General features: G+C 62.4%; 14 protein-coding genes. 6 read left to right on the forward strand and 8 right to left on the reverse strand.

The window, feature by feature from the left end:
* The 6 genes from HMPREF0298_RS12420 to rlmN all read left to right on the forward strand — a co-directional run.
* A partial coding sequence (locus HMPREF0298_RS12420; RefSeq protein WP_006840057.1) for a hypothetical protein occupies positions 1 to 180 on the forward strand: 180 nt, incomplete at its 5' end.
* A 232-nt stretch (positions 181 to 412) separates the two neighbouring features.
* Complete coding sequence (gene tsf / locus HMPREF0298_RS05140) at positions 413 to 1,231, forward strand: translation elongation factor Ts (RefSeq protein WP_006840058.1); 819 nt, start codon at positions 413 to 415, stop codon at positions 1,229 to 1,231.
* A 240-nt stretch (positions 1,232 to 1,471) separates the two neighbouring features.
* Entirely contained in the window at positions 1,472 to 2,155 is a 684-nt protein-coding gene (gene pyrH / locus HMPREF0298_RS05145) for a UMP kinase (protein WP_006840059.1), read from the forward strand.
* Positions 2,156 to 2,234: 79 nt separating this feature from the next.
* A complete protein-coding gene (gene frr / locus HMPREF0298_RS05150; RefSeq protein ID WP_006840060.1) occupies positions 2,235 to 2,792 on the forward strand; it encodes a ribosome recycling factor in 558 nt (185 codons plus the stop codon).
* A gap of 45 nt (positions 2,793 to 2,837) precedes the next feature.
* Positions 2,838 to 3,752 carry a phosphatidate cytidylyltransferase gene (locus HMPREF0298_RS05155; protein ID WP_006840061.1) on the forward strand — a complete coding sequence of 305 codons (915 nt, stop codon included), beginning with the start codon at positions 2,838 to 2,840 and terminating at the stop codon, positions 3,750 to 3,752.
* A 50-nt stretch (positions 3,753 to 3,802) separates the two neighbouring features.
* On the forward strand, positions 3,803 to 4,906 hold the full coding sequence (gene rlmN, locus HMPREF0298_RS05160) for a dual-specificity RNA methyltransferase RlmN (RefSeq protein WP_006840062.1): 1,104 nt from the start codon (positions 3,803 to 3,805) through the stop codon (positions 4,904 to 4,906).
* Here rlmN and HMPREF0298_RS05165 read toward each other — a convergent pair.
* The 8 genes from HMPREF0298_RS05165 to HMPREF0298_RS05200 form a co-directional block, all read right to left on the reverse strand.
* Entirely contained in the window at positions 4,903 to 5,763 is an 861-nt protein-coding gene (locus HMPREF0298_RS05165; protein WP_006840063.1) for a hypothetical protein, read from the reverse strand. The two genes, rlmN and HMPREF0298_RS05165, sit on opposite strands and share 4 nt — an antisense overlap.
* A gap of 787 nt (positions 5,764 to 6,550) precedes the next feature.
* Positions 6,551 to 7,228: a response regulator transcription factor gene (locus HMPREF0298_RS05170; protein WP_006840064.1), complete on the reverse strand. Its 678-nt coding sequence runs from the start codon at positions 7,226 to 7,228 to the stop codon at positions 6,551 to 6,553.
* Positions 7,229 to 7,262: 34 nt separating this feature from the next.
* On the reverse strand, positions 7,263 to 8,714 hold the full coding sequence (locus HMPREF0298_RS05175; protein WP_040422532.1) for a sensor histidine kinase: 1,452 nt from the start codon (positions 8,712 to 8,714) through the stop codon (positions 7,263 to 7,265).
* Positions 8,704 to 9,081 carry a hypothetical protein gene (locus tag HMPREF0298_RS05180; protein ID WP_006840066.1) on the reverse strand — a complete coding sequence of 126 codons (378 nt, stop codon included), beginning with the start codon at positions 9,079 to 9,081 and terminating at the stop codon, positions 8,704 to 8,706. The genes HMPREF0298_RS05175 and HMPREF0298_RS05180 overlap by 11 nt, the downstream gene beginning before the upstream one ends.
* 175 nt (positions 9,082 to 9,256) lie before the next feature.
* Positions 9,257 to 10,477 (reverse strand): glycerate kinase family protein, encoded by a 1,221-nt coding sequence (locus tag HMPREF0298_RS05185; RefSeq protein WP_006840067.1) that lies wholly within the window; start codon positions 10,475 to 10,477, stop codon positions 9,257 to 9,259.
* Between the two features lie 27 nt (positions 10,478 to 10,504).
* Positions 10,505 to 12,004: an SLC13 family permease gene (locus tag HMPREF0298_RS05190; protein ID WP_006840068.1), complete on the reverse strand. Its 1,500-nt coding sequence runs from the start codon at positions 12,002 to 12,004 to the stop codon at positions 10,505 to 10,507.
* Complete coding sequence (locus tag HMPREF0298_RS05195; RefSeq protein ID WP_169304963.1) at positions 11,997 to 13,367, reverse strand: histidine kinase; 1,371 nt, start codon at positions 13,365 to 13,367, stop codon at positions 11,997 to 11,999. Before HMPREF0298_RS05195 ends, HMPREF0298_RS05190 begins: the two co-directional genes overlap by 8 nt.
* Before the next feature lie 118 nt (positions 13,368 to 13,485).
* Entirely contained in the window at positions 13,486 to 13,977 is a 492-nt protein-coding gene (locus HMPREF0298_RS05200; protein WP_006840070.1) for a DUF2631 domain-containing protein, read from the reverse strand.
* Positions 13,978 to 14,037: the final 60 nt, after the last annotated feature.

Genomic DNA, 14,037 nt, shown 5'->3' on the forward strand with positions numbered 1-14,037 from the left:
GCAGCGTCCAGCGACGACGTTTCCGCAGCTGACGCCGCTGCAGCGGCCGCCGCAGCCGAGGCTTTCAAGGAGCAGGTTGTCGCCCCGGTCGAGCAGCCTCACGCAGTGCGCGCCGCCGAGCGGGCCGCAGCGGAGCAGCCCTCCCAGGTCTCCGGCACCGAAAGCGCCACCCAGGCGTAACACGGCGCCGGCGGTGCCGTCGCAGACGCGACTTCCATGACGTAAAACCCCGCAGCCCACGCCAGCGCCCATCTCGGGCGCGTTACGGGCGCGGGGTTTTGTCACCAGCGCACCGCGAAGCCGACATGCCGTGCACACGCAAGTCGGCTAGTCTGTAAAACCGTTCATCACGTACCTGCGCGCTAGGGTGCCGGTACAACAATCGTTCCACTACGAGGAGGATCGCCCCGCTATGGCGAACTACACCGCTGCAGATGTCAAGAGGCTCCGCGAGGCCACCGGCTCCGGCATGCTCGACTGCAAGAAGGCTCTCGAGGAGACCAACGGCGACTACGAGAAGGCAGTCGAGGTGCTGCGCATCAAGGGTGCGAAGGACGTCGGCAAGCGCGCCGAGCGCAACGCCCTTGAGGGACTTGTCGCCGTTCACGGCAACACGATCGTGGAGATCAACTCCGAAACCGACTTCGTTGCCAAGAACGCCGAGTTCAAGGAGGTCGCCCAGGAGATTGCGAAGGCGGCTTTCGCGTCGAAGGCTAACTCCCAGGAGGAGCTCGCCAACGCTGACGTCTCCGGTGAGACCGCGCACGACGTGCTTGAGCGCCTGTCCGCCAAGATCGGCGAGAAGCTCGAGCTGCGCCGCGCCCGCACACTTGAGGGTGACAACGTCGAGGTGTACCTGCACCAGCGCTCCGCTGACCTGCCGCCGGCCGTTGGTGTTCTCGTCGCCTACTCCGGCGACAACGCTGAGGCTGCGCACCAGGTTGCTCTCCAGATCGCTGCGATGAAGGCCCGCTTCCTCAAGCAGGAGGACGTGCCGGCCGACGTCATTGAGAAGGAGCGCGCCGTCCAGGAGGAGATCACCCGCAACGAGGGCAAGCCGGAGGCCGCGATCGCGAAGATCGTCGAGGGCCGCATGGGCGGCTTCTTCAAGGACGTCGTCCTGCTCGACCAGCCGTCGCTGTCCGACTCCAAGAAGCCCGTCAAGCAGTTCGCTGACGAGGCCGGCATCGAGATCACCGATTTCGTCCGCTTCGAGGTCGGCCAGGCTTAGCGCCTGCTTTTCGACGCCCACCGCACGGCGCCGGGATTGAGACATACGACAAACCCCGCTACGGCGGGGTTTTCGCATGCGCGCAGCCGTGGCAGCTCGTACCGGTCGGCGCGGTGCGGAAAGGCGCCGACTATGATCGTCGGTAGCCTATTCCTTGGTATGCAACCACGTTTTTAAGGAGCCTCGACGGTGACTGACGCAAACCCAACCAACACACACTCGGGCGGTTACAAGCGCGTAATGCTGAAGCTGGGCGGTGAGATGTTTGGTGGCGGCAACGTCGGGATCGATCCGGACGTCGTGGACAGCGTCGCCACGCAAATTGCAGAAGTTGCACGCTCGGGCACCCAGGTGGCGGTAGTGATCGGTGGCGGCAACTTTTTCCGTGGCGCCCAGCTGCAGCAGCGCGGGATGGACCGTGCACGCTCGGACTACATGGGAATGCTCGGCACGGTGATGAACTGCCTGGCGCTGCAGGACTTCCTGCAGCAAAAGGGCGTTGACTGCCGCGTGCAAACGGCCATTAACATGGCGCAGATCGCGGAGCCCTACCTCCCGCTGCGCGCCGCCCGGCACCTGGAGAAGGGTAGAGTGGTAATTTTCGGTGCCGGCATGGGGATGCCGTACTTCTCAACGGACACCACCGCAGCTCAGCGCGCGCTCGAAATCGGTTGTGACGTGCTGCTCATGGCGAAGGGTGTTGACGGAGTGTATGACGACGACCCGCGCACCAACCCCGCGGCCACCCTCTACAGCGAAGTCACTCCCCGCGAGGTCATTGAGAAGGGCCTCAAGGTCGCCGACGCCACGGCATTTTCCCTGTGCATGGACAACGACATGCCGATTTTGGTCTTCAACCTCCTCAAGGAGGGCAACATCGCTCGTGCGGTCGCCGGCGAGCGCATCGGCACGCTGGTGAAGTAGTGGCCGAGCGGGCCCGTACGCGCTGGTAGGTTAGTGGGGTAACGCTCCTTATTACGATGACAAACCCAAGGATGAACACATGATTGATGACGTTTTGCTCGACTCGGAAGACCGTATGTCCAAGGCTGTGGAGCACACCCGCGAGGAGCTCGTCTCCATCCGCACCGGCCGAGCCAACCCGGCGATGTTCAACGGCGTGGTCGCCGATTTCTACGGCGCGCCGACACCGATCAACCAGATGGCAACCGTCTCCGTCCCGGAGCCGCGCATGCTGCTGATCAAGCCGTTCGACATGTCCACGCTCAACGAGATCCTCAACGCGATCCGCAACTCGGACCTGGGTGTCAACCCCACCGACGACGGCCAAGTCATCCGCGTCACGGTCCCGCAGCTGACCGAGGAACGCCGCCGTGAGCTGGTCAAGCAGGCCAAGCAGAAGGGCGAGGAGGGCAAGGTCGCCATCCGCAACGTGCGCCGCCAGGGCATGGAGGCTCTGAAGAAGATCCAGAAGGACGGCGACGCGGGCGAGGACGAGGTCAAGACCGCTGAACAGGCTCTGGATAAGACGACGGCGCGCTACGTCGCCCAGGTCGATGAGATCGTCTCCAAGAAGGAGGCGGAACTGCTCGAGGTCTAGAGCCTCACCCGCCTTCCCTTACCCGCCGAACAGAAAGCCGCCGCCGTGACCTCCTCATTTGGTCAGAGCCCTCGCAAGGACGGGTCGACCCGCAGATTCAGGGCACCGAAGCCCAGAAACAGTGCCGGGCGCGACCTCAGCGACGCGATTTTGACCGGGTTGGTGCTCGGCGTGCTCGTCATTGTCGCGCTGATTATCGGCCCGCTCGGGTGGTACCCGCTCGTCGCAATCGCGGTGGGATTTGCGATGTGGGAGGTGCTTACGCGGCTGCGTGAGGCCGGGTTTGCGCAGCCGCGCACCCTGCTCGTCATCCTCGGGCAGGTGATTTTGTGGGCGTCGTACCCGTTCGCCTCCGGTGGCGCGCTAGGTGGCTTTGCTTTCGCGGTCCTCGTGCTTATGTATCACAGGCTCTTCCACCGGGGTCCGAACCTGAAACCGACGAACTACCTGCGCGATACCGCGGTAGGCATTTTCGTTCTCGTGTGGATCCCGCTGTTCGGCTCGTTCGCCGCGATGATCTCGATCATCGATGAGAGCGGGCTGCCGGGCCGCATGTTCATCCTCACCTTCATGCTCTGCGTGGTGGCGTCGGACGTCGGCGGATACGTTGCGGGCGTGATGTTCGGTAAGCATCCCATGGCGCCGGCGGTCAGCCCCAGCAAGTCCTGGGAGGGTTTCGCCGGGTCGCTGACCTTCGGCGTGATTACGGGCGTGCTCGCGGTTGAGTTCTTGATTCACGGCCCGTGGTGGGTCGGTATCGCGCTCGGGGCGGCGTTGGTAGTGTGTGCGACGATGGGCGATTTGGTGGAAAGCCAGTTCAAGCGCGAGCTGGGCATCAAGGACATGTCCACCCTGCTTCCCGGCCACGGCGGCATCATGGACCGTCTCGACGGCATGCTTCCCGCGGCGTCGGCGACCTACATCTTGCTCAACGCCGCTGCATTCCTCAGCGCGGCCTAGAGGCAAACAATTCGTAAAGTCCGCTTCAACGTGGGACACTGGTGGCCGTTATGAGCGATTTCCCGAAGATTCAGTTGCTGGCACCCAAGCGGGGGATGCCGCCGAAGCACTTTGCCGACTTAAGCAAGGAGGAGCGTATCGAGGCTTTGGCCGAACTCGGCCTGCCCAAATTCCGCGCGGACCAGATTGCGCGCCACTACTACGGCAAGTTCCAGGCCGATCCGCTGACCATGACCGATCTGCCGGAGAGCCAGCGCCAGCTGGTCAAAGACGCGCTGTTTCCGACGCTGCTGACGGAGATCCGTTCACTGGAAACCGACGAGGGCGATACGACCAAGACCCTGTGGCGGCTGCACGACGGGATCTTGCTGGAGTCGGTGCTGATGCGCTACCCCGACCGCGCCACTTTGTGCATCTCCTCGCAGGCGGGCTGCGGCATGGCGTGCCCGTTCTGCGCGACCGGCCAGGGCGGGCTCGACCGCAACTTGTCCACGGCCGAGATCGTCGACCAGGTGCGCGCGGCTGCGGCCCGGATGCACGCGGAGGGCTCGCGGTTGTCCAACATCGTGTTCATGGGAATGGGGGAGCCGCTGGCGAACTACAACCGCGTCGTCTCCGCGGTGCGCCAGATCACGCAGCCAACCCCCGACGGGTTCGGCATCTCGCAGCGTAACGTCACCGTCTCCACGGTGGGTCTCGCCCCGCAGATCCGCAAGCTTGCCGACGAAGGCCTGTCCTGCACCTTGGCGGTATCGCTGCACACGCCTGACGATGAGCTCCGGGACGAACTCGTGCCCATGAACAACCGCTTCTCAGTTGCTGACGTGCTCGAAGCCGCGAGTTACTACGCGGAGCAGACTGGCCGCCGCGTCTCCATCGAGTACGCGCTGATCCGCGACATCAACGACCACGACTTCAGGGCTGACATGCTGGGCAGGAAGCTCCACGACGCCCTGGGGTCTAAGGTTCACGTCAATCTCATCCCTCTAAATCCCACCCCAGGGTCGAAGTGGGACGCCTCGCCCCGAGCCCGGCAGGACGAGTTTGTCCGCCGTGTTATCGCGCAGGGGGTGACATGCACCGTGCGTGACACCAAGGGCCAGGAGATCGCCGCGGCCTGCGGGCAGCTCGCGGCGGAGGAGAAGACTGGCTAGTTGACAATGTTGGGTGTGGTCACCGCGCGCTGGGGCAGATAGGACCCGAGGATCTCACCAGCGTTGACTGTGTAGTGGTTCTGTCTCGGCAAGTACTCCAGCGTTGCTCGCTTAAAGCCTGACGCGGTGTTGTTGCACTCGTACTTGCTGGCGCTAACTTGGGTGTAGCCGCCCGCGCCGTTGTTGGAGCAGTAGTATTCAAACCCCTGCTTTGAGGCGGTCACGGCGTCGAAACCGTTCGGTGGAACACCCCACGCAGGCATGCCTTCGGTGCCATTATCATTGGCCCCTAGGACCCAGGAAATGGGGACGTCCCGCTTTTGCCGGTCGGAGGCGTTGGATTCGTGTCGGTAGCTGTACCACGAGGGCTTGCCGCCGCCACCGGTCAAGATCGCACCGGAGGTGATGTAGTTGGTGGCATTGGTGATGAAGTCGTAACCCAGGAACTCGGCTCCGCCAGAGTAGCCGTACCAGAAAATGTCAGAGCGGTTGATGTTCGGGTAATTCGGGTCCGCGATAACGCTGTCCACGAGCGACTCTAGATACGCCCGGTGCTCAGCACGCTCGGTGGCCTGCCACCATGTGTTGCTGGCCACATCCGGGGTGCGGGGGATGATGACCATCATGTTATTGGCAATCGCCTCGTCGGCGTACTCCCAGGTGGTAGTGCTGGCCTGGCCTCGGGTGTACTCACCTGCGCCATCGCCATGAAGCCGAATCAGCAATCCAACAGGCTTGTTCCAGTCGATGGAGTTGCCGCTGCGGTCGGTGGTGATGACGTGATATTCGCTCGCAATCGTCTTAACCTCACCCTGCCCGTTGAAGCGGCGGTTAGACGGGTTGTAGTCGTTCTCCATCGTGACTGATTGTGCGACATGCGGGACGAACCACGCGTTGGATGGAGCGCTGAAATCCTCGGTGGTCTGATCCGCTGTGGCTGGGTCGCCGTCTGAATAGACGAATCCGCTGCGAACTAGCCCGGGTGCAGGAGAGGGAGCCGTGGTGGACGTCTGTGAGGGTGCTGGGGCAGTAGACGAAGTTGGTGGGGTAGGTGAAGTGGGTGCGGCCGGCACTGTGGACGAGGGCGTCACAGGGTTCACTGAGGTTGGTGTCGGCCGAGGCGTACTCGGAGCCTGGTTGTCCGTGGTAGGTACTTGCGTAGTCGGGCGCTGCGAGGATCTTGGGTAGCGATCAAAGTGCCGGTGGAAGAACTCCCGGAACCACGCGTAACGGGATTCGCGCCGCTCGCGAAAATCCGATCGGTCACGATGTGACGCGGATAGATTGTACGACGATACAGCAGAGGCTTCGAGTCAAGGGCCCACGCCTCCACTAACCGTGTGGGCTTGAGCGGCCGCGACCGGAGTACTGGTTAGAGAAATTGCGAGGACTAGACCAGCTAGCGCACTTACGCCTATTCTTGACATGAGGGACCCTTCGCCTAGAACTTGGATTGAAGACAGACGACTTTTCTCGAGCTGCCAGAAGAGACCGTAACCTAGATGAGACCAAAGTGTGAGACGTGTCTACAAATTTATGAAAATTCCAGGACTATCCAATAATAGAAGTGGGTTTATGTGAGTTTTGTGTGAAAAGACCACCTTTTGGAGGGGGTCGTGGCTTAGTAGTTACGTCGTTGCGTGGTTACACAAGCCGGTAGCCGGAACCGCGGATCGTTTCAACTTTCTCCGCACCGATCTTCTTCCGCAGGGCGCGAACGAAAACGTCGACAACGTTGGATCCGGGGTCAAAATCCATTCCCCACACCATGCTAAGAAGCTGCGCGCGGGAGAGTATTTGGCCCGGGTGGCGCATCAGTGTTTCCAGCAAGCCGACCTCGCGCCGCGAAAGATCTTTCCAGGTGGATCCCACCTTGACTCTCTGTGTACGCAGATCCAGCGTGAGATCCCCACGGGACAACCTGAAACCACCGTCTGTCGGGGAGTCTTCCGAGCTTGCTGCTCTATCTGCCAGCCGGAGTCGCACTCTGGCGAGGAGCTCGGCAAACTGAAAAGGCTTCGGCATGTAATCGTCCGCGCCACCTTCGAGGGAGCGAATCCGGTCTTCAATGTTGGTTCGGGCAGTGAGCACAATGATGGGCAGGGTCTCGCGCAAGGCCCGCAGCTGCTCGAGGACGTCGGCACCGTCCATGTGGGGAAGCCCCAGATCTAAGACCATGAGGTCGTAGTCGCCTGTTCGTGCTGACGAGAACGCAGCGGGACCGGAGTCGACCACGTCACAGGCGTACCCGGCGGAACTGAGACCTCGGATGATAAAATCGGCGATGCCGCGGTCATCCTCGGCGATCAGAATTCTGCTCATTGTCTTCCTCACTACTGTGTTTCTTTTCAGGGTTTCACTTCTGGGTTTCACTTTCGAGTTCCACTGGTGCGGGAATCTCAAGTACGAAGATTGATCCGAGGCTGATAGTCGAATCAACGTAGGCACGCCCCCCGTGCGCTTCCGCAATTGCTCGCACGATGGACAGGCCCAGACCGGCGCCCTCAGGTCGCGCGGTGGAGGTTTTCGCTTCTCCCCGCGAAAAACGTCCGAACAAGGACTCCCGCTCGGCTTCCGGGATGCCAGGGCCGTGATCGCGCACCCAGAGTTTGAGGGTGCGTGCAGCGCCCTCACCAGAGAATTCAGATCCGATGTCGATCGTGTCTTCGGTGTAGCGCAGCGCATTGCCATAAAGCTCGAGAATCGCCTCGGTGACCCGCTGCCCGTCGAGCGCTACCGTGCCTTCGGCGACGTCCATGAGCCGAACGCGGTCACTGATAGTGGAAGCCTTGTCGTCGATGTCGATCATGAGCTCGGCGACGTCCACCTCAAAGATGTGGAGGAAATCACCCGCGTCGGCGACGGAGAGGGTCAGCAGATCATTGACCATCCTGGCCATTCTGTCGAGTTCCGTGGTGGCCAACTCGATCGAACGAGCGCGTTCCTCAGGTGGAGAGGATTCGAGCAGCTCAAGCTGTCCGCGAACGACTGTGATGGGTGTGCGTAGTTCATGGCCAGCGTCATCAACGAAGGTGCGCTGCTCCCGGTACGCCGATTCGAGGCGGTCGAGCATGGCGTTAAACGTCATCGCCAGGTGCGCGATCTCATCGTTGCTGCTGACAGGGACTCGCCGCGTCAGGTCGGTGTTGGTGATTTGCGACACGGCATCTCTAACGTTGCGCACTGGGGCGATGATCTGGCCTGCGATGAGCCAAGCGATAAGAACAGATGCGCCTAGGCCCCCGAGCGCAAGTAGGGAGATCAGTCGCAGGTCTGCGTTGACAGCACTGCGCAATTCCCCGGTGAAGAAAACCACGGCGAAGTGTGCCGGAGGTTGGCTGGGATCACCTTCAATGTCCGCTCGACCCCAGAAGGCTGGGCCGCGCAGCGGGTCGTCGATAACACCAGAAGGTTCGGGGGAGGTGAAAACCTCACGCACCACGGAGTCGTTCGCTAAAAGCGGACCGGGGTGTTCACCATTGAGAGCGGACAAATCCATCTGGATGAGCTGGCCGTCGCTGTACCCGATGATTGACTCGTTAGGGTCCGGGATCTGGCGGGAAAGGTACACCTCAATGAGACGGTGTGCGGAGGTGAAGGGCTCGGCAGTTACAGGGTCGGTACCGTCGACAGCAAAGCGCCGAAACTCTTCGATTTCCTGCTCGACTGCGGCGTTGGCGTTGTCGGCAACTTGTGAGAGCAGCACGGAACGGGTGATTACCAAAACGCTGGACAGCGCCACGAAGACCACGGCGGTGATCCACATAACGATGCGCCAGCGAAGTGAGGTTCGGCGACTAGTCGTCATCCCAGTCGTCGTCGTCCCAATCGTCATCATCGTCCCAGTCGTCGTCCCAGTCATCGTCGTAACTCTGGTAGCTTAGCGGCGGCTGGGGGGCGGGTGCGGGCGCTGGTGCGATTGCGGGCGGAGCGACGTTGGCTTGGCCGGGGTTGGCGGCCGGAGGCGCGGGGGCAGGCTTGACTCGGTCATCGTCGTCGCGGCCGTCATCATCGTAGCGGTCGTCGTCGTCGCGGTCGTCGTCATCGTCGCGTTGCGACGCCGGTGTTCCAGCCGCCGGCGCCCCCGACGGGTCACCGGGAGTGGCGTTACCGACAGAGATCGTCGCGTTGGAGGGGTCGATGGAGGGGGGTTGATTGTTTCCGGCAAAGGCCATCCCGCCAAGACCTACGACCCCGAGGAGCGCGAGAATACCAACGAGAGGAGCGAACTTTCTGACTGTGGACTGATGTGATTCTGGTGTTTGGGTCATAACTCTAAGTCTCTATCCCTTCCGTAAAACAGTGGTGAAATTAGTATGAGGGTTTCTTCATCTTGCTATTGCCACGAAATCATGACTCCCGCGTGTACTGGCGGCGCACGGTCTCCTCTCTACGGCCCGAGATGGCGCATCCCAGCATGAGGAGGCGGAGGGTGCGTTCCGCGGCGTCGATAAGCAACTCGCGACCGTCCCTGACGGCATCCTCTATCGCCATGGGAACGTTCATGATGGAGGCGATCGCGCCGATGCCCACGTCATGGACCTGCGGGGCGCCGCGTCCCAGGGAACCGGCCAGGGCGAGGACGGGAACCCCGGTGACTTGGGCGCGCCGTGCAATCTCTGCGGGGACTTTCCCGCGAGGAGTCTGGAAGTCGATCGCACCCTCAGCGGTGACGATGAGGTCCGCCTCCGCGATCAGGGCGTCGAGGTCGGCTGTGCCCGGGAGGTCACCGAGAAGAACGTCAAAACGGTCGCGCGCGGTGGCACCTAAAGCCATCAACCCAGCGCCGAGTCCGCCGGAAGCTCCGGAGCCGGCACCGAGGTGAAGATCGGCCTTGGGTGTGAACGTGTGATTCAACAGATCCGCCCAGTGGTTCAGCGCGTCGCTGAGCACATCCACCTGGCTGGGAGACGCGCCCTTCTGGGGGCCGAAGATGTGCGCGACACCCGTCGGGCCCGTGAGTACGTTGTGGACGTTGCAGGCCAGCGTGATGTCCACCTCAGCTAAGCGGGGGTGCAAGCCGTCGGTGCAGATCTTGGCGGCTCGTGCCAGCTCGGCACCACCCGCACCGATCTCTTCGCCGGTGTTGTCGAGGATGCGGGTGCCGAGTGCAGATAGCGCTCCCGCACCGCCATCGGACGTGCCCGAGTCGCCGCAGCCGACTACGATGCGGTCGACACCGGAGTCGAGTGCTTCAGCGATGAGCTCACCGACGCCACGCGTGGAGGTTGCGGTGGGATCGCGCAGGTCGTGGGGTACCAGGCTTAAACCCGCCGCCGAGGCCATCTCGAGCACGGCCACGGATTGTTCCGGAAACTCCAGCCACGTTGCGGTCACCGGTTCGCCGACCGGGTTGGTCACCTTGGTTGTATGGGTGAGGCAACCGGGTTGCTTCGCTAAGATCTCCACGGTCCCTTCACCCCCGTCTGGTACGGGATATAGGTCTATGCGTACTCCTGGGAGTACCCGACGGATGCCGGCGGCGATGGACTCCGCGACGTCGACAGCCGAGAGGGATTCCTTGAATCCGGAGGGGGCAATGAGGACGCGTTCGGGAAGGTACATGGTCATAATGGGTTCTCTCCTTAAGAAAGGGGGTTAGAGGAAAAGGGGCAAACCAAGAAACGGCCAGACGGCGAAAGCAAAGAATGCCGTGACCGCAATGTGCATCGGCGCCAGAAGAGCGGAGATGCGCAGCAGGTCAGTCGCGTCATAGTAGGGGTTGGCGTCGTCGCCCCGAAAGATAGCCAAGGGCTTCGCGGAGGCGGGGAAGCTATGGCAGAACCCCGCAGCAGCGGTAGAAATGAAAGCGGCCGCGGCAGGATTTACCCCCACGGTCGGGGCAATGGCGATCACGATCGGGACTAGGACTGCAGAACGCGCTGAGCGTGATTGGATAACCAGGTGCGCCGCGCTCGACAGCGCGATTACCGCCAGCACAAACACCCAACCGGGGACGGCGGGGGTGAGCCAGGAGGTAAGCAAATCAGCGGCCCCGGAACTGATCAGCGCCTGGCTGATCGCAATGGTCGCAGCCATAAACAGCAACAGCGACCACGGTACCTTCTTCACCGTCGTCCCCAACTCTTCGGTGCCGAGGTAGGGGGAGGTGACAAGCAGAGCCCCGAGAACAGCCACCATGGCTGGGGGAACGCCGTGCACCGGCTCGGTGAACCACAGCAGAACGGAGACGGCAAGGATGGCGACTGCCCTCTTCTCCGCGGAGCTGAGGCGTGCTGGCAGTGAGTCACCGCCGGCTAGTGCTTCCCGAGTGATACTCAGTTCGCAGCGGCGCTGACTCGGTGTCGAAAGCGCGATCAAGATGATCTCCGCCGCGAGGTGGGAGGATACCAGCGCTAAGGGCAGCCCCAGCACCATCCACCGCGTAAAGGTAAAGCCAGCCATGCCAGCGCCGGCCAGGATCTGATCGGCGATCAGGTGTGCGCCCGCGCCAATTAACGACGCCACAGCCGAGAGCAAAACAACCGACGGCAGTGCAATGGCGAGCACGCGCGATAGCCATCCCGGCACGACCCCGGCGAGGGCCGCGAACACGGGCAGAACCAGGGCGGCGCGACCACTGGTCGCGGGCACGGCGAAGGCGGTGCACACCACGGCAAGAGTGAGCAGGTGCACCAGCACCCGTGGCGAAGTCACGCCAGCGCTCAGCGCCACCGCCGCGCGCACCGCCACGCCCGACGTGGTCATGGCTGAAGCGATGATAAATGCTCCGATGAGCAGCCATACAATGTCGTGCCCAAGCGGGGCGAAGAGGTCATCAACGTCGATGACTCCGATGATGACCAGAATGCTGGCCGCGCCGAGGGCGACGAACGTGTCCGAGACTGAGCTGAAGATCCACAGCCACACGGCAGCCGCGAACACGACCAGCGTAGCGCGAGCGTCCGGTGGGACGGACTCCGGCAGCGGCGCCAGCCACAGCAAAAGAATCAGAGCGGCCAGGAGAGACTTCACTATCTGTGCAGGGGTCAGTGCCTTGACATCCGGGAGCGCAAGCTGGCGCGGAGCGGGCGCGTGCAGGGATGGGGGAGGGGTAGTGGCGACCCTGTAGTCAGGGCCATGAATGTGTTTACTCATGGGCTGGCGCCCCCGGCAGGTCAAGTCCGATGATGGTGCCCAGGCCATTCGTTGACTGCGCCCAAGCACTTCCACCGTGTGCGTCGGCCACGCAGCGCAGCAGGACAAGATTGGCTTGACGCCCTTCAGGTCGTGTCTCGTCCGGCTGCCAGTTCAGCAGGGCTTTCAACTGGGCCGGGTCACACCCGACGCCACGCTCACGCACCCACAGTGACAATCCGTGCTCCTTGGTCTCCACGCCCAGCTCCACCGGCGTGGATAGCGCAGCGCAAAACCGCGCCGCCTCGGTCATGCTCAGCCCCACTGCGTTTACGTCAAGGGTGACCGCGCTCGATTCGCTTGCGGACGCGACCAGTGTCACCGGCACGCCCGCAGCGGCAATGTGTTCCTGTACGCGGCGTCCGACGTCATGCGCAGGCATGGTCACCATCTGGTTCGTGTCACGCGATCCCACAGTCAGCGAACCGAGAGCGCTCAACGTAGCAAGGGTGCGCGTGCCCTCCTCCGCCAACTCTTGTGGATCCGCCCCGCCGCGAACCCGATTGAGCCAGTCGCGCAGTTGGATGTGTAGGCGCGCAAGTATTCCACGGTAGGCATCATCGGCGGCGTCGATACGCTCCAGCAAAGTGTTGAAGGTACGCGCCAGATCCACGGTGTCGGCATCTCCGTTGTCGGGGAGGGGGACCCGCTGGCCGTGGCTGCGCGAATCCAGCCCGACGGCAGCTTCGCGGACCTGGCGAACGGGGTTGAGTAGACGCCCCGCGACGAACCACGCGAGCGCCAGGGCCAGCAGAAGGGAGCCAAGGCTGATCAGCGTGATCGAGCGCAGGTTGGCGGCGACGCTGGCGCGCGCAGTGTCGGTAAACCGGGCGATGAGAAGGGCGGTGTCAGTGCCCTCCACACCTACGGTGGCCCAGTGCACCGGCCCCAGCTCGGGATCATCGTAGATGCCGGACGCGGCGGGGTTTTCCAGAGCCGAGGTGACAAGCGGTTCGCCCGCCTGCAGCGGGCGGGGGATGTTGGCCATCTGAATGATCTGATCGCCCGAGACCCCGACGAGTGCCTCATTATCACCCGGGATCTGTCGCGCCAGGAAAACCTGCAACAACCGTTCCGGGCTCTCGAACTCCTGCGAAGTTTCCGGATCCCGCCCCTCGGCCGCGAAGGTGGTGAACTCCCGCGCCTCCTGGACAACGTCCGCATTCGCCTGCTCCGTTACCGCATTGAGCAGGACAGTGCGCGTAGTCAACAAAATGATGGCGAGTGTCAGCGCCATCAGCGCGATGAACCACGCCACGATACGCCTGCGGAAAGACTGAAACGCAGTGGGAGTGGTCGGTGTGTGTACAAGGGACGTAGACATACAAACCATCGTCTTCACATGGGGTGAAACCTCCATGAAACGGAGATGAGAAAGCTTTCATGAACGAAAAAACCGGCTGAGAACATCTCGTCTCAGCCGGCTAAAGAGCAACTCGCTATTAGTGGGTTGCTTCCTTGACCACGGTCACACCCTCGCTGATCGCGACCGGGTCGTTGTCGTGCGAGTGATCCTTGGGAGCGCGCAGGTGGCGAACGCGGTCCGGATCAATATTAAGGGCGCGAAGATCGTTATCCTCCAGGTCCTCGTACACACCGGAGAGCGTGCGCTGGTCGTAGGCCCAGTCGCGCTCCTGGTAGCCGACTGGCTTGTTGCGGGCGGTGACGGTGCGGACCTGGCTCAGGCGCGGGCGGACCGCAAACAGGATGAGGCCGATGGCGATGAGCGCGGCGAGCGACACCAGCCAGATCGTCTCGACGTGACCCTGGTGGTTGCCGAAGTTGAAACCGATGAGGAAGGCGACGGAAATCCAGCCGGCGATCTGGATGGCACCGGGAGTCAGCTCGCTCCAACCGAACTTGGCGGAAGGCACGTCTGCCTCGGAAACGCCGTTGTAGACCTGGGGTTCCTTTTCCTTCGCGTGGGTGGCCACAGCTTTCTCCTTACACGTTACTGATATTGCTCTTAATCATGTCATAAGGAGGTTGGAGTT

This window comes from Corynebacterium lipophiloflavum DSM 44291 (genome assembly GCF_000159635.1).
GTDB classification, from domain to species: domain Bacteria; phylum Actinomycetota; class Actinomycetes; order Mycobacteriales; family Mycobacteriaceae; genus Corynebacterium; species Corynebacterium lipophiloflavum.